Origin of the sequence: Vibrio marinisediminis, from assembly GCF_014050145.1 — a bacterium.
Taxonomy (GTDB): domain Bacteria; phylum Pseudomonadota; class Gammaproteobacteria; order Enterobacterales; family Vibrionaceae; genus Vibrio; species Vibrio marinisediminis.
On record NZ_JACFYF010000005.1, the window covers coordinates 14,683 to 30,595 of the forward strand.

General features: G+C 45.0%; 27 protein-coding genes. 6 read left to right on the plus strand and 21 right to left on the minus strand.

Annotated features, from left to right (window positions below):
• Nucleotides 1-197 precede the first annotated feature (197 nt).
• The 4 genes from cpdB to H2O73_RS10025 all read left to right on the plus strand — a co-directional run bounded on the left by cpdB (nt 198) and on the right by H2O73_RS10025 (nt 4,257).
• Complete coding sequence (gene cpdB / locus H2O73_RS10010) at nt 198-2,159, plus strand: 2',3'-cyclic-nucleotide 2'-phosphodiesterase (protein WP_182108718.1); 1,962 nt, start codon at nt 198-200, stop codon at nt 2,157-2,159.
• 152 nt (nt 2,160-2,311) lie between these two features.
• A complete protein-coding gene (locus tag H2O73_RS10015) occupies nt 2,312-2,875 on the plus strand; it encodes a Crp/Fnr family transcriptional regulator (protein WP_182108719.1) in 564 nt (187 codons plus the stop codon).
• 66 nt (nt 2,876-2,941) lie between these two features.
• A complete protein-coding gene (locus H2O73_RS10020; protein ID WP_182108720.1) occupies nt 2,942-3,397 on the plus strand; it encodes a GNAT family N-acetyltransferase in 456 nt (151 codons plus the stop codon).
• The gene (locus H2O73_RS10025) at nt 3,397-4,257 is read left to right on the plus strand and encodes a DMT family transporter (RefSeq protein WP_182108721.1); all 861 of its coding nucleotides are present in this window, start codon (nt 3,397-3,399) and stop codon (nt 4,255-4,257) included. The genes H2O73_RS10020 and H2O73_RS10025 overlap by 1 nt, the downstream gene beginning before the upstream one ends.
• A 4-nt stretch (nt 4,258-4,261) precedes the next feature.
• Here the strand turns inward: H2O73_RS10025 and H2O73_RS10030 are convergent, their stop codons facing one another.
• The gene (locus tag H2O73_RS10030; protein WP_182108722.1) at nt 4,262-4,831 is read right to left on the minus strand and encodes a LysM-like peptidoglycan-binding domain-containing protein; all 570 of its coding nucleotides are present in this window, start codon (nt 4,829-4,831) and stop codon (nt 4,262-4,264) included.
• 234 nt (nt 4,832-5,065) lie between these two features.
• On the opposite strand from H2O73_RS10030, the gene bamJ reads away from it, so the two are divergent.
• Both bamJ and H2O73_RS10040 read left to right on the plus strand, forming a co-directional pair.
• Nucleotides 5,066-5,686: a BamJ family beta-barrel-assembly machinery protein gene (bamJ, locus tag H2O73_RS10035; protein ID WP_182108723.1), complete on the plus strand. Its 621-nt coding sequence runs from the start codon at nt 5,066-5,068 to the stop codon at nt 5,684-5,686.
• A 91-nt stretch (nt 5,687-5,777) separates the two neighbouring features.
• Entirely contained in the window at nt 5,778-6,263 is a 486-nt protein-coding gene (locus H2O73_RS10040; protein WP_182108724.1) for a DUF2780 domain-containing protein, read from the plus strand.
• Nucleotides 6,264-6,347: 84 nt separating this feature from the next.
• Here H2O73_RS10040 and rplQ read toward each other — a convergent pair whose 3' ends face one another.
• The 20 genes from rplQ to rplP all read right to left on the minus strand — a co-directional run bounded on the left by rplQ (nt 6,348) and on the right by rplP (nt 15,907).
• Nucleotides 6,348-6,728: a 50S ribosomal protein L17 gene (gene rplQ, locus H2O73_RS10045; protein WP_162047298.1), complete on the minus strand. Its 381-nt coding sequence runs from the start codon at nt 6,726-6,728 to the stop codon at nt 6,348-6,350.
• A 26-nt stretch (nt 6,729-6,754) separates the two neighbouring features.
• On the minus strand, nt 6,755-7,747 hold the full coding sequence (locus H2O73_RS10050; RefSeq protein WP_075651020.1) for a DNA-directed RNA polymerase subunit alpha: 993 nt from the start codon (nt 7,745-7,747) through the stop codon (nt 6,755-6,757).
• Nucleotides 7,748-7,770: 23 nt separating this feature from the next.
• Nucleotides 7,771-8,391: a 30S ribosomal protein S4 gene (gene rpsD, locus H2O73_RS10055; RefSeq protein ID WP_021708922.1), complete on the minus strand. Its 621-nt coding sequence runs from the start codon at nt 8,389-8,391 to the stop codon at nt 7,771-7,773.
• A 27-nt stretch (nt 8,392-8,418) separates the two neighbouring features.
• Entirely contained in the window at nt 8,419-8,808 is a 390-nt protein-coding gene (rpsK, locus tag H2O73_RS10060) for a 30S ribosomal protein S11 (RefSeq protein ID WP_001118870.1), read from the minus strand.
• Between the two features lie 18 nt (nt 8,809-8,826).
• Nucleotides 8,827-9,183 (minus strand): 30S ribosomal protein S13, encoded by a 357-nt coding sequence (gene rpsM / locus H2O73_RS10065; RefSeq protein WP_004410414.1) that lies wholly within the window; start codon nt 9,181-9,183, stop codon nt 8,827-8,829.
• A gap of 148 nt (nt 9,184-9,331) precedes the next feature.
• Nucleotides 9,332-9,445, minus strand: coding sequence for a 50S ribosomal protein L36 (gene rpmJ / locus H2O73_RS10070; protein ID WP_000868186.1), 114 nt, complete (start codon nt 9,443-9,445; stop codon nt 9,332-9,334).
• 39 nt (nt 9,446-9,484) lie between these two features.
• On the minus strand, nt 9,485-10,819 hold the full coding sequence (gene secY, locus H2O73_RS10075; RefSeq protein ID WP_182108725.1) for a preprotein translocase subunit SecY: 1,335 nt from the start codon (nt 10,817-10,819) through the stop codon (nt 9,485-9,487).
• Nucleotides 10,820-10,839: 20 nt separating this feature from the next.
• On the minus strand, nt 10,840-11,274 hold the full coding sequence (rplO, locus tag H2O73_RS10080; protein ID WP_182108726.1) for a 50S ribosomal protein L15: 435 nt from the start codon (nt 11,272-11,274) through the stop codon (nt 10,840-10,842).
• Between the two features lie 6 nt (nt 11,275-11,280).
• Entirely contained in the window at nt 11,281-11,457 is a 177-nt protein-coding gene (rpmD, locus tag H2O73_RS10085) for a 50S ribosomal protein L30 (RefSeq protein ID WP_000201159.1), read from the minus strand.
• 7 nt (nt 11,458-11,464) lie between these two features.
• Nucleotides 11,465-11,968, minus strand: a complete 504-nt coding sequence (gene rpsE, locus H2O73_RS10090) for a 30S ribosomal protein S5 (RefSeq protein ID WP_005597103.1) — start codon at nt 11,966-11,968, stop codon at nt 11,465-11,467.
• 14 nt (nt 11,969-11,982) lie between these two features.
• The gene (rplR, locus tag H2O73_RS10095) at nt 11,983-12,336 is read right to left on the minus strand and encodes a 50S ribosomal protein L18 (RefSeq protein WP_182108727.1); all 354 of its coding nucleotides are present in this window, start codon (nt 12,334-12,336) and stop codon (nt 11,983-11,985) included.
• A gap of 9 nt (nt 12,337-12,345) precedes the next feature.
• Nucleotides 12,346-12,879, minus strand: a complete 534-nt coding sequence (gene rplF, locus H2O73_RS10100) for a 50S ribosomal protein L6 (protein WP_182108728.1) — start codon at nt 12,877-12,879, stop codon at nt 12,346-12,348.
• A 10-nt stretch (nt 12,880-12,889) separates the two neighbouring features.
• Nucleotides 12,890-13,282 (minus strand): 30S ribosomal protein S8, encoded by a 393-nt coding sequence (gene rpsH, locus H2O73_RS10105; protein ID WP_182108729.1) that lies wholly within the window; start codon nt 13,280-13,282, stop codon nt 12,890-12,892.
• A gap of 29 nt (nt 13,283-13,311) precedes the next feature.
• Nucleotides 13,312-13,617: a 30S ribosomal protein S14 gene (gene rpsN / locus H2O73_RS10110; RefSeq protein WP_182108730.1), complete on the minus strand. Its 306-nt coding sequence runs from the start codon at nt 13,615-13,617 to the stop codon at nt 13,312-13,314.
• 17 nt (nt 13,618-13,634) lie between these two features.
• Nucleotides 13,635-14,174: a 50S ribosomal protein L5 gene (gene rplE / locus H2O73_RS10115; RefSeq protein ID WP_075711288.1), complete on the minus strand. Its 540-nt coding sequence runs from the start codon at nt 14,172-14,174 to the stop codon at nt 13,635-13,637.
• Between the two features lie 14 nt (nt 14,175-14,188).
• Complete coding sequence (gene rplX / locus H2O73_RS10120) at nt 14,189-14,503, minus strand: 50S ribosomal protein L24 (RefSeq protein WP_182108731.1); 315 nt, start codon at nt 14,501-14,503, stop codon at nt 14,189-14,191.
• 13 nt (nt 14,504-14,516) lie between these two features.
• Nucleotides 14,517-14,888 (minus strand): 50S ribosomal protein L14, encoded by a 372-nt coding sequence (rplN, locus tag H2O73_RS10125; RefSeq protein WP_004745883.1) that lies wholly within the window; start codon nt 14,886-14,888, stop codon nt 14,517-14,519.
• A 163-nt stretch (nt 14,889-15,051) separates the two neighbouring features.
• On the minus strand, nt 15,052-15,306 hold the full coding sequence (gene rpsQ, locus H2O73_RS10130; RefSeq protein ID WP_182108732.1) for a 30S ribosomal protein S17: 255 nt from the start codon (nt 15,304-15,306) through the stop codon (nt 15,052-15,054).
• Complete coding sequence (rpmC, locus tag H2O73_RS10135) at nt 15,306-15,497, minus strand: 50S ribosomal protein L29 (RefSeq protein ID WP_182108733.1); 192 nt, start codon at nt 15,495-15,497, stop codon at nt 15,306-15,308. Before rpmC ends, rpsQ begins: the two co-directional genes overlap by 1 nt.
• Nucleotides 15,497-15,907 (minus strand): 50S ribosomal protein L16, encoded by a 411-nt coding sequence (gene rplP / locus H2O73_RS10140; RefSeq protein WP_005379577.1) that lies wholly within the window; start codon nt 15,905-15,907, stop codon nt 15,497-15,499. The genes rpmC and rplP overlap by 1 nt, the downstream gene beginning before the upstream one ends.
• Nucleotides 15,908-15,913 lie beyond the last annotated feature (6 nt).

The following is a 15,913-nucleotide window of genomic DNA, read 5'->3' on the forward strand; positions in this document are numbered from 1 at the left end:
TTTCATTTTTTATATCATTTACTACTAAGGCAGCAAAATAGGGATTGTTCAAACAAACAACAATTCTGAGAATACGCTGGCAGAAGCGTATTTAGTAGCAGCGCAATATCACATTTTGACATGCGGCGAAATTATTGTTGCATAAGATTTTGTTACATTACACGAGTTAAAACTAACGCTATTGGAGCTAAATAAAAATGAAAGTAACAGTGAAACCCTTAACCCTCGCTGTACTAGGTGGCATGCTAGCGATGGCAGGCCCTGCAATGGCTGATACGATCAAACTTCGTATTATTGAAACGACAGATATCCATACTAATGTGATGGATCACGACTACTACAAGGACTCTGCGTCAGAGAAAATCGGTCTGACTCGTACTGCGACTCTTGTAAAACAGGCTCGTGCTGAAGTTGAAAACAGCGTTTTAGTTGACAACGGTGACTTAATCCAAGGTAGCCCTATGGGTGACTACATGGCGGATAAAGGCATCGAAGCTGGCGAAGTTCACCCTGTTTATAAGGCAATGAACCAGCTTAACTATGATGTAGCTAATATTGGTAACCACGAATTTAACTATGGTTTAGAGTTCCTAGCAGAAACATTGAATGATGCGAACTTCCCATACGTTAGTGCGAACGTTTTTGATAAAGAAACTGGTAAGCACTACTTCAAACCTTACATCATCAAAACTCATACTTTCAAAGATGCCGATGGTGCCGAGCATCAGATCAAGGTTGGCTACATTGGCTTTGTACCGCCACAGATCATGGTTTGGGATAAGAAGAATCTAGAAGGTAAAGTCTTTGCTAAAGACATCAAAGAGTCGGCAGAAGAACTAGTACCACAGATGAAAGCGGAAGGCGCGGACGTGATCGTTGCTATCCCTCACTCTGGTATTGCCTCTGAAGCTTACAAGCAAGGTGCAGAAAACTCGACTTACTACCTATCAGAAGTTGAAGGTATCGATGCCATTGCATTTGGTCACTCACACGCAGTATTCCCAGGTAAAGGCTTTGACAACATTCCTGGCATTGATAACCAAAACGGTACTATCAATGGCGTAGCCGCTGTTATGCCTGGTCGTTGGGGTAGCCATGTTGGTGTTATCGATCTTCAGCTTGAGCAAAAAGACGGCAAGTGGGAAGTGACCTCTGGCAAAACAGAAGCTCGCCCAATCTACGATGGTGTTAACAAAAAATCACTCGCAAAAGCGGACCAAGGTCTAGTGAAAGCACTAGAAGCAGATCACAAAGCAACCCGTGAATTTGTTAACCAACCTATTGGTAAAGCAAGCGATGTAATGTACAGCTTCCTATCGCTAGTGCAAGACGATCCAACCGTACAAATCGTGAACCTTGCACAGCAAGATTACGTAGAACGCTTTATTCAAGGTGACCCAGATCTAGCTGATATCCCTGTTCTTTCTGCAGCAGCACCATTTAAAGCAGGCGGTCGTAAAGATGACCCATCAGGATTCACTGAAGTTGAAGCAGGTCAGCTAACGTTCCGTAACGCAGCCGATCTTTACCTTTACCCGAATACACTTGTAGCACTTAAGATGACAGGTAATGAAGTTAAAGAGTGGTTAGAGTGTTCTGCGGGTCAATTCAACCAAGTTGACGTCGATAGCACAGCGCCTCAGTCATTAATTAACTGGGATGGCTTCCGCACTTACAACTTTGATGTCATTGATGGCGTGAACTACCAAATCGATATTACTCAGCCAGCAAAATACGATGGTGATTGTAAGGTCGTAAACCCAGACGCGGCTCGTATCGTTGGCTTAACTTACCAAGGTAAACCTATCGACATGAAGCAAGAGTTTATCATTGCAACTAACAACTACCGTGCGTACAGCAACAAATTCCCAGGCACTGGTAGCGAACATGTTGCATTCGACTCTCCAGATGAAAACCGCTCTGTGGTTGCCGCTTACATCTCTCGCGTGAGCAAAGAGAAAGGTGAAGTGACACCTAGTGCAGACAATAACTGGACTTTTGCACCAATCAAATCTGACAAAACGCTAGATATTCGCTTTGAAACTTCGCCAAGCGAAAAAGCAGCGCAATTTGTCAAAGACAGAGGTCAATACCCAATGAAGCAAGTTGCAACTGATGATCTCGGTTTTGCAATTTACCAAATTGATCTACAAAAATAATGTCTTGCCATGAGCCTATAGCAAAACGATCAGAAATTGTGGAGGATGAGCTTTTCGATGACTCAACACCATGGCAATTTCAAGTTCGAAGAGGATAGGTGTTAATATCAAGCCGCTATAAATTTATAGCGGCTTTTTTATGGAGAGAAACCATGGACACAAGATTTACCAATTACTTATCTCAACACGGCTTCTCTGCGGATGAAATCAACCAATTATCTCAACTGGCTAAACCTTTAGAACTACCTACCCGCCATATTTTGGTCGAGCAAGGTGCCAACTCAGATAGCTTCTTTTTTGTTTTGGATGGACTATGCCATGCCAGCTACCTTACTGAACAAGGAAAGGAATACAGTAAGGAGTTTTACTGGGAGCTCGATTGGATTATCGGTTTTGAAAGCCTGATTAAGCAGCAACCTTCTGCCTTTTTGCTTGAAACGCTGACACCATGTTACTTGCTTTGTTTACCGCTTGCGACACTAGAGCAATGGCGACACAACAACCACTCTATCTATCTCAAATTAGTTGAAACTCAGCTAATAAATAAAGAAAACAAAGAACGCTTTATGTTGCTCTACAGTGCAGAGCAGCGCTACCAACTGTTTTGCCAACACTTTGCTGATCTTGAACAGCGACTTACTGATTATCAAATTGCTGCCTATCTAGGGATTTCACCTGTCAGTCTTAGCCGAATTAAAAATCGAAGTGCTGAATAACAATTGTTAATGCTGACGACGGCGAAACTTGTTAACTTTGAGAAAAATCAGTCACGAAGTTAGATTATGACCCATTGGAAGCTTATCCCTTTTACTCAGTTAACCAATATTGAGTTGTACCAATTACTGAAATTACGAGTCGATGTATTCGTAGTTGAACAAAACTGCCCTTATCCAGAGTTGGATGGTAATGACATCCTTGATGGTGTTTATCACCTACTTGGTTACCAGGGCGATACGCTGGTCGCTTGCGCTCGACTACTCAATAAAGGGATCACCTATCCTTGCGTCAGCATTGGTCGTGTTGCCACCTTACAAACCGCTCGAGGTGATGGATTAGGTCATGCACTACTTCATCAAGCCATTATTGAATGTAATAAACTGTGGTCCGGTGAGAGCATTGAGATTGGCGCACAAGAGCACCTTACGCCCTTTTATCAACAGCACGGTTTTATACAAACCTCTGAAATGTACCTCGAAGATGACATCCCTCATGTCGATATGCGCCGAGAAGCTGTGTAGTGGCTTGGTCGATAAGCACGATTGCGATTGTATTATTGGTTGCGGGAAATTTAGCCGCGTCACTCTCTGACGTTGCGGTCAAATTACTCGAAGGCGACATAAGCTCATTCCAATACGTATTTGTGCGCCAATCACTGTCGGTGTTGTTGCTACTGCCATTATGGCTCAGACTCCCAGCAACTGAGCGCGCACTTTCGGCTCCGGGGATTATCGCCATACGAGCCGTCCTGATTATGATTGGTAGTGGTTGTATGATGGTAGCGATCACTCACTTACCCCTTGCAACGGCAAACGCCGTATTCTACGCCGCGCCACTTTTGATGTTACCGCTCTCTGTTTGGGTTCTAAAAGAAACACCACCGCTGGCAAAGATAGTTGCCACAGCCATCGGCTTTGTTGGGGTACTGCTTGTCCTCAGACCTTCTCAGTTCCATTGGGCGGCATGGTTCGCACTTGGCACTGCCACTACGTTAGCAATATTTAATATTCTTTCGCGAAAACTGCCCCAGAGCCAACCGGTTATTACCACCCTATTTTGGACTTCAGTAATGACGGTGCCTTTTTCTGCTATTTTAGCGGCTATGTATTGGCAGCCAATCAATGCAGAGCAGCTTTGGTTGATTGCGATAAGTGCCAGTTTGATTTTGACTTATAACGGACTTGCCGTTATCGCTTACAAAAAAGCGCCTGCGGGACAAATTGCGCTAGCAGAGTATTCAGGATTGGTGTTTATTGCAGCGATAGGGGTATGGGGATTTAATGAGATTCCTGACAGCTTAACTGCTCTAGGAATTATATTGATCATATTGCCGCTGCTACCATATCGAGAAATGATCCAGCGGCGAAAACGAATTCAGTAAGTAATTACTTACTTTTGGTAAAACTGCCGCTTGAATTACGGTAAAACATCACCGATTTAGAGGCATCTTTTAGCTGTAGAATATCCAAATTACCATCTTCTTTAACTTTGAAGCGAACCTGCTGACCAACTTTGATTTGGCTCAGCGGCTTGTCTTTTCCTTCTACATTGACCAAAGCTTTTAAGTCCGCCATCGCAAGATTGTTAGCACGAAATACTCGCGCCAGCGTATCTCCGGATTTTACTTGGTACTCTTTCCATTGCTCGGATTGAAGCGGTTGAGTTTTTGGCTCACCTTGTTCACTTAAGCTTTCAGTATTAACGGCTACAGAGACACGTTGTGACTCAATAGGCTCGACGCTATCAGCTTCCTTTGTCGTGTCAGGAAACGGAATGAGTACCAACAACAACACGACCGGTACTAAGATATATAATGCACGCTGGTGCAATTTAGGCAATTGAAGCCATCGGCTTTTCGCCTCGTGCTTGATGTGACTCCAATCAATGGCGGAAACCTTTTCCTTGGCCAATTGAATGTAATCGACTTGCTGTGGCTTTTTCTTACGGCGATTCATTGCAACGCGTCTCCAAACTTCTCTGCTAGTAAGTATAAAAACCTAGTTGCGTCGAGTATAGGAAATTTCGCCACTGAAAGTAATGCTCCTGTCAAATCTCACACTTTCGGATAAAAACTAAGACTTAACTCCCACTCTGTAAGCAAGTAAACAAACTGTTAGAGTCGACGTTTCATCCGAAAGCTAATGCTGGTATCCTTTGTCGTTTACTACACCCATATAAAGAGAGACTCCATGTCTGAAGTAAAATTTGAAACTGTAGAGCAAAAAGCAAGCTACGGTATTGGTCTACAAATGGGTCAGCAACTTGCTGGTGCTGGTCTTGAAGGTCTTAATGTTGCTGCAATCGCTGCTGGTATCGCAACAGCATTGACTGGTGACATGCCAGCAATCGAAATCGACGAAATCAATAACGCACTTCAAGAAATGCAAATGCGTGCTGAAGAAGCTCGTCAAGAAGCAGCAAAAGCTGCGGCAGCTGACGGCGAAGTTTACCTAAAAGACAACGCACTTCGTCCAGAAGTAACCGTTCTTGAGTCTGGTCTACAATACGAGATCATCACTGAAGGTACTGGCGAAATCCCAACATCTGACAAGCAAGTTCGTGTTCACTACCACGGTGAACTGACTGACGGTACTGTATTCGATAGCTCAGTATCTCGCGGTCAACCAGCTGAATTCCCAGTAACAGGTGTAATCAAAGGTTGGGTTGAAGCACTTCAACTAATGCCTGTTGGTTCTAAATGGAAACTGTACATCCCTCAAGACCTTGCATACGGTGAGCGTGGCGCTGGCGCGGCGATTCCTCCTTTTGCAGCACTAGTCTTCGAAGTGGAACTACTAGATATCCTATAATTGATTTTGTAGTGATAAATTTAAAAGCGGCGCACTGCGTCGCTTTTTTTTACCTAAAATAACGAGACCAATAACTCTAAAGGAATAAACCATGAAAAGAAGTGCAGCGAGTTTGGCGATTTTATTGTTTGCAGCAAATGCCAATGCCAATTTTTTAGATGCCGTCGTGGATAAAGATACGCAAAATAGCCTATTGAAGAGTGCTACAGAGGAAGCAGGTATTGCGGACCACTCTTTGCCGATGACCGATTTACTGACCAACCAACTATCCGTATCGCCAGAGCAAGCACTATCAGGCAGCAGTGCGCTATTTTCACTCGCACAAAACCAACTTTCTTCCGGTGACTTGTCAGAGCTAGAATCTCTGATCCCTTGGTCTTCAAGCATCCCTGGTGCGCAAAACCTTCTGGGTGGCGTAGAGAGCATGCAAGCCGTCGAAAGTGCGTTCAAAGCAGCGGGTATTGACCCATCGATGATCAGTCAATTTGTGCCCGTCATTCTTGGCTATCTAGGGGATAGTGGTGCCAGTGAGGGTTTATTAGGATCACTTGGTAACCTTTGGAAAACTAACGAATAAAAGCGGTTGTTAACAACAGGCATGGAATTGCAGATACAAAAAAGCCGAGCTATTGCTCGGCCTTTTTTGTTCTTTCGAACCTGATTACTCAGCAGCAGTTTCAGCAGCTGGGCGATCAACAAGCTCAATGTAAGCCATTGGAGCTTTATCACCAGCACGGAAGCCAGCTTTTAGGATACGTGTGTAGCCGCCTTGGCGAGCTGCAAAACGTGGACCTAATTCGTTGAATAGTTTTGCAACGACTTCGTTATCACGAGTACGTGCAAATGCTAGACGACGGTTAGCAACGCTGTCTGTCTTAGCTAGTGTAATCAAAGGCTCAACTACGCGACGTAGCTCTTTTGCTTTTGGCAAAGTAGTCTTGATAACTTCATGACGTACTAGAGAGCTAGCCATGTTGCTAAACATCGCTTTACGATGTGAGCTGTTGCGGTTGAGTTGACGACCACTCTTACGATGGCGCATGACCTAATCCTTCTAACTAGTATCGATTAATCTTCAGCGATAGACGCTGGTGGCCAGTTTTCTAGGCGCATGCCCAGAGACAGACCACGTGATGCAAGTACGTCTTTAATCTCAGTAAGAGATTTTTTACCAAGGTTAGGCGTTTTAAGTAGCTCAACCTCAGTTCGCTGTACAAGATCACCGATGTAGTGAATCGCTTCTGCTTTCAAACAGTTAGCAGAGCGAACTGTTAGTTCAAGATCGTCTACAGGACGCAGTAGGATCGGATCGAATTCTGGCTTCTCTTCCTTCTCCTCAGGTACACGTACATCACGTAGATCTACGAACGCATCAAGTTGCTCAGCTAGGATAGTAGCTGCGCGACGAATTGCTTCCTCAGGATCAAGAGTACCGTTCGTTTCCATGTCGATGACAAGCTTGTCTAAGTCAGTACGTTGCTCTACACGAGCCGCGTCAACAGAATAAGCAATCTTGTCTACTGGACTGTAAGTTGCATCAACCAGTAGGCGACCAATAGGGCGCTCATCTTCTTCAGTATGGATACGAGCAGAAGCAGGAACATAACCGCGACCACGTTCTACTTTGATACGCATAGCGATCTCAGCATTGTCATCCGTTAGGTGACAAATTACGTGTTCTGGGTTAACGATCTCTACATCACCATCATGGGTGATGTCACCTGCAACCACAGGGCCCGAGCCTGATTTGTTCAGCGTAATAAACACTTCATCTTTGCCTTCGGCAACGCGTACAGCAAGACCCTTAAGGTTAAGTAGGATTTCAAGAATATCTTCTTGAACGCCTTCTTTCGTGCTGTATTCGTGTAGAACGCCTTCAATCTCTACTTCTGTTACCGCACAACCCGGCATAGAAGATAGAAGAATACGGCGAAGTGCATTACCAAGAGTATGACCGAAGCCACGCTCTAACGGCTCAAGAGTTACTTTTGCGTGAGTCGTGCTGATTTGTTCGATGTCAACAAGACGTGGCTTAAGAAATTCTGTTACAGAACCCTGCATTGTGTCCTCTCTTTAGTTTAACCTTACTTAGAGTAAAGCTCGACGATCAATTGTTCGTTGATGTCAGCTGATAGATCAGAACGCTCAGGCATACGCTTGAATGTACCTTCCATCTTACCGCCATCTACTTCAATCCAAGTTGGTTTTTCGCGTTGTTCTGCAACTTCTAGAGCTGCTTTAATGCGAGATTGCTGTTTAGCTTTCTCACGAATAGATACAACGTCGTTAGCCGCTACTTTGAAAGAAGGAACGTTTACAACTTTACCGTTTACTAGGATAGCTTTGTGGCTTACTAGCTGACGAGATTCAGCGCGAGTTGCACCAAAGCCCATGCGGTAAACTACGTTATCAAGACGACCTTCAAGAAGCTGAAGCAGGTTTTCACCTGTGTTGCCTTTAAGACGCGCAGCTTCTTTGTAGTAGTTACGGAATTGTTTTTCTAGAACGCCGTACATACGACGAACTTTTTGCTTCTCACGAAGCTGAACGCCATATTCAGATAGACGACCGCGACGAGCGCCGTGTACACCTGGTGCGTTATCAATTTTACACTTGGTATCGATCGCGCGAACACCAGACTTAAGAAATAAGTCAGTGCCTTCACGACGGCTAAGCTTCAGCTTAGGACCCAAATATCTTGCCATGATTCTTCTCCAATAGTCCTAGAAACGTTATACGCGACGTTTCTTAGGTGGACGACAACCGTTATGAGGAATTGGTGTAGCATCAACAATGTTTGTGATGCGGAAACCAGCAGCGTTCAGTGCGCGAACAGTAGATTCACGACCTGGACCTGGACCTTTAACCATAACTTCTAAGTTCTTTAGACCGTATTCTTTAGCCATTTCAGCACAACGTTCAGCAGCAACCTGTGCAGCGAACGGAGTTGACTTACGAGAACCACGGAAACCTGAACCACCTGCAGTAGCCCAAGCTAGTGCATTACCTTGACGGTCAGTAATGGTAACGATTGTGTTGTTGAAAGAAGCATGGATGTGCGCAACGCCATCCGCAACTTGTTTGCGAACGCGCTTACGCGCGCGAGTTGGTTGTTTAGCCATTGTACTCTACCTTCCCGACTATTTCTTGATCGGCTTACGCGGACCCTTGCGGGTGCGAGCGTTGGTTTTAGTACGCTGTCCACGTAGTGGTAGACTGCGACGATGACGAAGACCGCGGTAACAGCCAAGGTCCATAAGACGCTTGATGTTCATCGATACTTCACGACGTAGATCACCTTCTACAGTGTATTTAGCTACACCATCACGCAGTTGATCGATCTGCTCTTCAGATAGTTCACTGATCTTAACATCTTCAGCAATACCCACTTCAGCTAGAATAGCTTGAGAGCGAGTCTTACCGATGCCGTAGATTGACGTTAGTGCAATCACAGCATGTTTTTGATCAGGAATGTTAATGCCTGCTATACGGGCCATTATTCACTCCATAGTGTTTCATAAAAGAATTAGCCGCAGCAAAGCCCGTCTCGGATACGCTGCGGAGTACTACTTCTTTTGCACGCAAAAGGTAGGCCGAGGAATATACTCGACACTACCTTACATTTCAAGTAAAAATTTCTGCTGATTAGCCTTGGCGCTGTTTATGCTTTGGCTCACTGCAAATCACGCGAACTACACCGTTACGCTTGATAACTTTACAGTTACGGCAGATTTTTTTAACGGAAGCACGAACTTTCATTGCTAAACTCCGTAAATGAAATCTGACACTACCGCCGAATTAACGGCCATAGCCTTTCAGATTCGCTTTCTTCAACACAGAATCATACTGTTGAGACATCAGATGAGTCTGTACCTGTGCCATAAAGTCCATGATTACAACCACTACGATTAGTAGTGATGTACCGCCGAAGTAGAAACGAACGTTCCACGCGACCATCATAAACTCTGGGATCAGACAGATAAAGGTAATGTACATCGCGCCCGCTAGGGTTAGTCTTGTCATCACTTTATCAATATATTTGGCTGTCTGCTCGCCTGGGCGGATACCGGGTACGAATGCACCAGACTTCTTCAAGTTATCTGCTGTTTCACGAGGGTTAAACACCAACGCTGTATAGAAGAAACAGAAGAAGATAATAGCTGCTGCATAAAGCATTACATACAGAGGCTGACCAGGGCTAAGAGCTAATGACACGTCAGTTAACCAACCGAACGCGCTGCTCTCACCATTTTGACCAAACCACTGAGCCAATGTTCCTGGGAACAGGATAATGCTCGATGCGAAGATTGCTGGAATAACACCTGCCATATTAATTTTAAGTGGCAAGTGAGTGCTTTGCGCAGCAAAAACTTTACGACCTTGTTGACGCTTCGCATAGTTAACGACGATACGACGTTGACCACGCTCCATGAAAACAACAAAGTAAATAACTGCAAAAGCAAGTACAGCAATCAACAGCAGAAGAAGTACATGCAGTTCACCTTGACGCGCCTGCTCGATTGTTTGACCGATTGCCGATGGCAATCCAGCAACAATACCTGCAAATATCAGTACCGAAATACCGTTACCAATTCCGCGCTCTGTAATTTGTTCACCTAACCACATTAAGAACATGGTACCGGTTACTAAACTTACGGTAGCAATTAGCGTAAACATGGTTTGGTTGATAACAACCAGATTGTCGACCATGTTTGGTAGGCCAGTTGCAATACCAATAGCTTGGAATGTTGCAAGTACAAGCGTGCCGTAGCGTGTATATTGGCTTATCTTACGACGGCCTGCTTCACCCTCTTTTTTGAGTTCAGCTAACGCTGGGTGTACTACGGTTAGCAATTGGACAACAATTGACGCCGAAATATACGGCATGATGCCCAATGCTAATATAGATGCACGCTCAAGTGCACCACCGGAGAACATGTTAAACATTTCAACGATGGTGCCTTTTTGCTGTTCGAACAAATCGGCAAGTACAGCTGCGTCAATACCAGGGATCGGTACGAAAGATCCTGCACGGAATACCAAAAGAGCACCTAATACAAACAATAGGCGCGATTTTAACTCCGCCAATCCATTTTTCGCACTACTAAAATCTTGTCCTGGTTTTTTAGCCATCTGTACCTTTCCTTCGAAGATTAATCTTCTACTTTACCGCCTGCAGCTTCGATAGCAGCTTTAGCGCCTTTAGTCACGCCTAGACCTTTAACAGTCACTGACTTGCTGATTTCACCAGAAAGAACAACTTTAACAAACTCGATGTTCTTAGTGATTACGTTAGCAGCTTTCAGGCTGTTTAGATCTACTACGTCACCTTCTACTTTCGCTAGCTCAGCTAGACGAACTTCAGCAGACACTAGGCTCTTACGAGAAGTGAAACCGAATTTAGGTAGACGTTGTTTTAGAGGCATCTGACCGCCTTCAAAACCTGGACGTACAGAACCGCCAGAGCGTGATTTTTGGCCTTTGTGACCACGGCCACCAGTTTTACCTAGGCCAGAACCGATACCGCGACCTACACGCTTAGGAGCATGTTTAGAGCCAGCAGCCGGTGATAGAGTATTCAAACGCATTTCTGATTACTCCTCAACTTTAACCATGTAGTAAACCTTGTTGATCATACCGCGTACGCACGGAGTATCTTCAAGTTCTACTGTGTGGTTGATTTTACGAAGGCCTAGACCGCGCAAAGTAGCTTTGTGCTTTGGCAGACGACCAATTGAGCTTTTAGTTTGAGTTACTTTAATAGTTGCCATCGTGTGCTTACTCCGAAATAGATTCAACAGTTAGACCACGTTTAGCAGCAACCATTTCTGGTGACTTCACGCTACCTAGTGCATCGATCGTAGCACGAACGATGTTGATAGGGTTCGTAGAACCGTATGCTTTAGATAGTACGTTATGTACACCAGCAACTTCTAGTACTGCACGCATTGCGCCGCCGGCGATTACACCAGTACCTTCTGCAGCTGGCTGCATGTAAACTTTAGAGCCCGAATGGCGACCTTTCACTGGGTGGTGAAGAGTACCTTCGTTAAGCGCGATAGTAGTCATGTTACGACGCGCTTTTTCCATTGCTTTTTGAATCGCTGCAGGTACTTCACGAGCTTTGCCGTAACCGAAACCTACGCGACCGTTACCGTCACCAACTACAGTTAGTGCAGTAAAGCTCATGATTCGACCACCTTTAACCGTTTTAGAAACACGGTTAACTGCGATTAATTTTTCTTGCAAATCATTCGCTTGAACTTGTTGTTCTTTAGCCATCTTCCAACCCTACCTTAGAATTTCAGACCAGCTTCGCGAGCAGATTCTGCTAGCGCCGCTACTCGACCGTGGTATTGGAAACCAGAACGATCGAATGCAACTGAAGTCACGCCTTTTTCAAGAGCGCGCTCAGCAACAGCTTTACCAACTGCTTTAGCTGCATCGATGTTACCAGTGTATTTCACTTGCTCACGGATCGCTTTTTCTACAGTAGAAGCAGCTGCGATAACCTCAGAGCCGTTTGCCGCGATAACTTGTGCGTAAACATGGCGAGGAGTACGGTGTACTACCAGGCGAGTTGCACCAAGTTCTGCAATCTTACGACGTGCGCGTGTAGCACGACGGATGCGAGATGCTTTCTTATCCATAGTGTTACCTTACTTCTTCTTAGCTTCTTTGGTACGCACATTTTCATCTGCGTAACGAACACCTTTACCTTTGTAAGGCTCAGGCTGACGGTAAGAACGAATATCAGCCGCAACTTGACCTACTACTTGCTTATCGCAACCAGTAATAATGATCTCAGTTTGGCTTGGACATTCTGCTGTAATACCTGCTGGCAGCTCGTGCTCAACAGGGTGAGAGAAGCCCAGTGTTAGACCTACAGCGTTGCCTTTGATAGCAGCACGGTAACCAACACCTTTTAAAGTTAGCTTCTTCACAAAGCCTTCAGTCACACCGATAACCATGTTGTTTACTAGTGCACGAGCAGTACCTGCTTGTGCCCATGCGTTAACAACACCTTCACGTGGACCGAAAGTAAGGTTGTTTTCTTCCTGAGCGATAACAACTGCGTTGTTAAGAACGCGAGTCAGTTCGCCTTTAGCACCTTTTACAGTAACTTCTTGGCCGTTTAGTTTCACCTCTACGCCAGCTGGAATAGCGACAGGTGCTTTAGCAACACGAGACATAGTCTACTCCTTACGCAACGTAACAGATGATTTCACCACCAAGACCTGCTTTACGAGCAGCGCGGTCTGACATAAGACCCTTGGAAGTAGAAACGATAGCAACACCTAGACCACCCATTACAGAAGGAAGTTGATCTTTCTTCTTGTAAACACGTAGACCTGGACGAGAAACACGCTTAAGTTGCTCGATTACTGGTTTAGCTTGGAAGTACTTAAGAGTAACTTCTAGCTCAGGTTTTGCTTCGCCATCAACAGCGAAGTCAACGATGTAACCTTCAGCTTTCAGTAGTGCAGCGATTGCAACTTTAAGCTTTGAAGAAGGCATTTTTACAGCAACTTTATTTGCTGCCTGACCGTTACGAACGCGGGTCAGCATATCCGAAATCGGATCTTGCATGCTCATATGATTTACTCCAAATGATTAAGTGGCAATTACCAGCTAGCCTTACGAAGACCCGGAATCTCGCCTTTCATGCAAGCTTCACGAACCTTAATACGGCTTAGACCGAACTTACGTAGGTAACCGTGTGGACGACCAGTTTGGTTGCAACGGTTGCGCTGACGTGATGCACTTGAATCACGTGGAAGAGCTTGCAGTTTAAGAACTGCGTTCCAACGATCTTCTTCTGATGCGTTTACATCGCTAATGATAGCTTTAAGCGCAGCGCGCTTTTCAGCGAACTTAGCAACAAGCTTCGCACGTTTTACTTCACGTGCTTTCATTGAATTTTTAGCCATAACAGTAACCCTTCACCTTACTTACGGAATGGGAAGTTAAAGGCAGCCAGCAGAGCACGGCCTTCCTCATCGGAACCAGCAGACGTCGTGATAGTAATATCAAGACCGCGGACACGATCAACTTTATCAAAGTCGATTTCCGGGAAGATGATTTGCTCGCGAACGCCCATGCTGTAGTTACCGCGTCCATCAAAAGACTTAGCGCTAACACCACGGAAGTCACGTACACGTGGAAGAGCGATGTTAATCAAACGCTCCAGAAAATCCCACATACGTTCGCCACGCAAGGTTACTTTACAACCGATTGGGTAGCCTTCGCGGATTTTGAAACCTGCAACAGATTTACGAGCTTTAGTGATAAGTGGCTTTTGACCAGAGATCGTTGCCATATCAGCAGCTGCGTTTTCTAGCAGTTTCTTGTCGTTGATTGCTTCGCCCACACCCATGTTTAGGGTGATCTTTTCGATTCTAGGGACTTGCATGACGCTTGTGTAGCTGAACTCTTTGGTCAGTTCAGCGACTACAGACGACTTGTAGTAATCATGCAGTTTCGCCATAGTAGAACTCCAAATTACTTAATTGTTTCACCGTTTGATTTGAAGAAGCGTACTTTATTACCTTCTTCGAAACGGAAACCGATACGGTCCGCTTTACCAGTAGCTGCGTTGAAGATCGCAATGTTAGATGCGTCAATAGCTGCTTCTTGCTCAACAATACCACCTTGGATACCTAGAGCTGGAACAGGTTTTTGATGCTTCTTAACTAGATTGATACCTTCTACGATAACTTTACCAGTTGTCAGAACCTTAGTTACTTTACCTTTCTTGCCTTTATCTTTACCAGCAAGAACGATTACTTCGTCATTACGACGGATTTTAGCTGCCATCTCTTAGCGCTCCTTACAGAACTTCTGGAGCCAGTGAAACGATCTTCATGAACTTATCGCCACGAAGTTCACGCGTCACAGGACCAAAGATACGTGTACCGATTGGTTGCTCAGTATTGTCGTTAAGCAATACGCAAGCATTACGGTCGAAGCGAATGACAGAACCGTCAGGGCGACGAACGCCTTTACGGGTGCGCACTACTACCGCCTTCAGGACATCACCTTTCTTTACTTTACCGCGAGGAATTGCTTCCTTAACAGTAACTTTGATGACGTCACCGATATGTGCATAACGGCGGTGTGAGCCACCCAGGACCTTAATACACATTACCTTGCGCGCGCCAGAGTTATCTGCTGCGTCAAGTGTACTTTGCATTTGGATCATTGTTAGTGCTCCGCTAAATATTAAAACTAGACCCATCACGGGTCGGGCTGCCTCTTTAAAAGGGACGCGAATTGTACCACCCTTTTTTGTGATTGGGTAGTCAAAAAATAAACGGCTCCAAAATAATTTTGGAGCCGTTTAAATTCATAGAATTAGCTTGGGATTAACCTTTCGCTTTTTCTAGAACTTTTACCAACATCCAAGACTTAGTCTTAGACAGTGGACGACACTCAGCGATTTCAACTTTGTCGCCTAGGCCACATTCGTTGGTTTCATCGTGTGCGTGTACTTTAGTCGTGCGCTTAACGAACTTACCGTAAATTGGGTGTTTTACGAAACGTTCGATTGCAACTACGATAGACTTGTCCATCTTGTCGCTAATTACACGGCCTTGTTGAGTACGTTTTACTTCGCTCATTATGCGCCTGCCTTCTCAGTCAAAACAGTTTTCACACGTGCGATATCACGGCGTACAGCTTTCAGAGTGTGAGTTTGCTGTAGTTGACCAGTTGCAGCTTGCATGCGCAAGTTGAACTGTTCACGTAGCAAATTCAATAGCTCTGCGTTAAGCTCTTCAACGTTTTTTTCGCGTAGATCTAGTGCTTTCATCACATCACCTGCTTAGTTACAAATGTAGTTTTGAATGGCAGTTTACGAGCCGCTAGGCGGAACGCTTCACGAGCCAATTCTTCAGGTACACCACCCATTTCGTACATTACCTTACCAGGTTGGATTTGGGCTACCCAGTACTCAACGTTACCTTTACCCTTACCCTGACGAACTTCAAGTGGTTTTTCTGTGATTGGTTTGTCTGGGAACACACGGATCCAGATTTTACCTTGACGCTTAACGTGACGTGTCATTGCACGACGTGCCGCTTCAATTTGACGAGCAGTTAGACGACCACGGCCAACAGCTTTAAGACCGAATTCGCCGAAGCTTACATCAGTACCTTTAGCCAGACCACGGTTACGACCTGTCTGAACCTTACGGAACTTAGTACGTTTAGGTTGTAGCATCTGTCG

Bases quoted from the DNA above. Each gene is read 5' to 3' on its own strand.
- rpsQ (WP_182108732.1), bottom strand. From the start codon at position 15,306: ATGAGCGAAGTAAAACGTACTCAACAAGGCCGTGTAATTAGCGACAAG.
- rplP (WP_005379577.1), bottom strand. From the start codon at position 15,907: ATGCTACAACCTAAACGTACTAAGTTCCGTAAGGTTCAGACAGGTCGT.
- H2O73_RS10030 (WP_182108722.1), bottom strand. From the start codon at position 4,831: ATGAATCGCCGTAAGAAAAAGCCACAGCAAGTCGATTACATTCAATTG.
- rpsD (WP_021708922.1), bottom strand. From the start codon at position 8,391: ATGGCAAGATATTTGGGTCCTAAGCTGAAGCTTAGCCGTCGTGAAGGC.
- H2O73_RS10050 (WP_075651020.1), bottom strand. From the start codon at position 7,747: ATGCAGGGTTCTGTAACAGAATTTCTTAAGCCACGTCTTGTTGACATC.
- rpmD (WP_000201159.1), bottom strand. From the start codon at position 11,457: ATGGCAACTATTAAAGTAACTCAAACTAAAAGCTCAATTGGTCGTCTG.
- rpmC (WP_182108733.1), bottom strand. From the start codon at position 15,497: ATGAAAGCACTAGATCTACGCGAAAAAAACGTTGAAGAGCTTAACGCA.
- H2O73_RS10015 (WP_182108719.1), top strand. From the start codon at position 2,312: ATGGACACAAGATTTACCAATTACTTATCTCAACACGGCTTCTCTGCG.
- rpsM (WP_004410414.1), bottom strand. From the start codon at position 9,183: ATGGCCCGTATAGCAGGCATTAACATTCCTGATCAAAAACATGCTGTG.
- rpsN (WP_182108730.1), bottom strand. From the start codon at position 13,617: ATGGCTAAAAATTCAATGAAAGCACGTGAAGTAAAACGTGCGAAGCTT.
- rplX (WP_182108731.1), bottom strand. From the start codon at position 14,503: ATGGCAGCTAAAATCCGTCGTAATGACGAAGTAATCGTTCTTGCTGGT.
- secY (WP_182108725.1), bottom strand. From the start codon at position 10,819: ATGGCTAAAAAACCAGGACAAGATTTTAGTAGTGCGAAAAATGGATTG.
- rpmJ (WP_000868186.1), bottom strand. From the start codon at position 9,445: ATGAAAGTTCGTGCTTCCGTTAAAAAAATCTGCCGTAACTGTAAAGTT.
- rpsK (WP_001118870.1), bottom strand. From the start codon at position 8,808: ATGGCTAAACAACCAACTCGCGCGCGTAAGCGCGTTCGCAAACAAGTT.
- H2O73_RS10040 (WP_182108724.1), top strand. From the start codon at position 5,778: ATGAAAAGAAGTGCAGCGAGTTTGGCGATTTTATTGTTTGCAGCAAAT.
- rplN (WP_004745883.1), bottom strand. From the start codon at position 14,888: ATGATCCAAATGCAAAGTACACTTGACGCAGCAGATAACTCTGGCGCG.
- rplO (WP_182108726.1), bottom strand. From the start codon at position 11,274: ATGCGTTTGAATACTCTATCACCGGCTGCTGGCTCTAAACATGCTCCT.
- rplF (WP_182108728.1), bottom strand. From the start codon at position 12,879: ATGTCTCGTGTTGCTAAAGCACCTGTCGCTATTCCAGCTGGCGTAGAG.
- cpdB (WP_182108718.1), top strand. From the start codon at position 198: ATGAAAGTAACAGTGAAACCCTTAACCCTCGCTGTACTAGGTGGCATG.
- rplQ (WP_162047298.1), bottom strand. From the start codon at position 6,728: ATGCGCCATCGTAAGAGTGGTCGTCAACTCAACCGCAACAGCTCACAT.
- rplR (WP_182108727.1), bottom strand. From the start codon at position 12,336: ATGGATAAGAAAGCATCTCGCATCCGTCGTGCTACACGCGCACGTCGT.
- rplE (WP_075711288.1), bottom strand. From the start codon at position 14,174: ATGGCGAAACTGCATGATTACTACAAGTCGTCTGTAGTCGCTGAACTG.
- rpsH (WP_182108729.1), bottom strand. From the start codon at position 13,282: ATGAGCATGCAAGATCCGATTTCGGATATGCTGACCCGCGTTCGTAAC.
- H2O73_RS10020 (WP_182108720.1), top strand. From the start codon at position 2,942: ATGACCCATTGGAAGCTTATCCCTTTTACTCAGTTAACCAATATTGAG.
- rpsE (WP_005597103.1), bottom strand. From the start codon at position 11,968: ATGGCTAAAGAACAACAAGTTCAAGCGAATGATTTGCAAGAAAAATTA.
- bamJ (WP_182108723.1), top strand. From the start codon at position 5,066: ATGTCTGAAGTAAAATTTGAAACTGTAGAGCAAAAAGCAAGCTACGGT.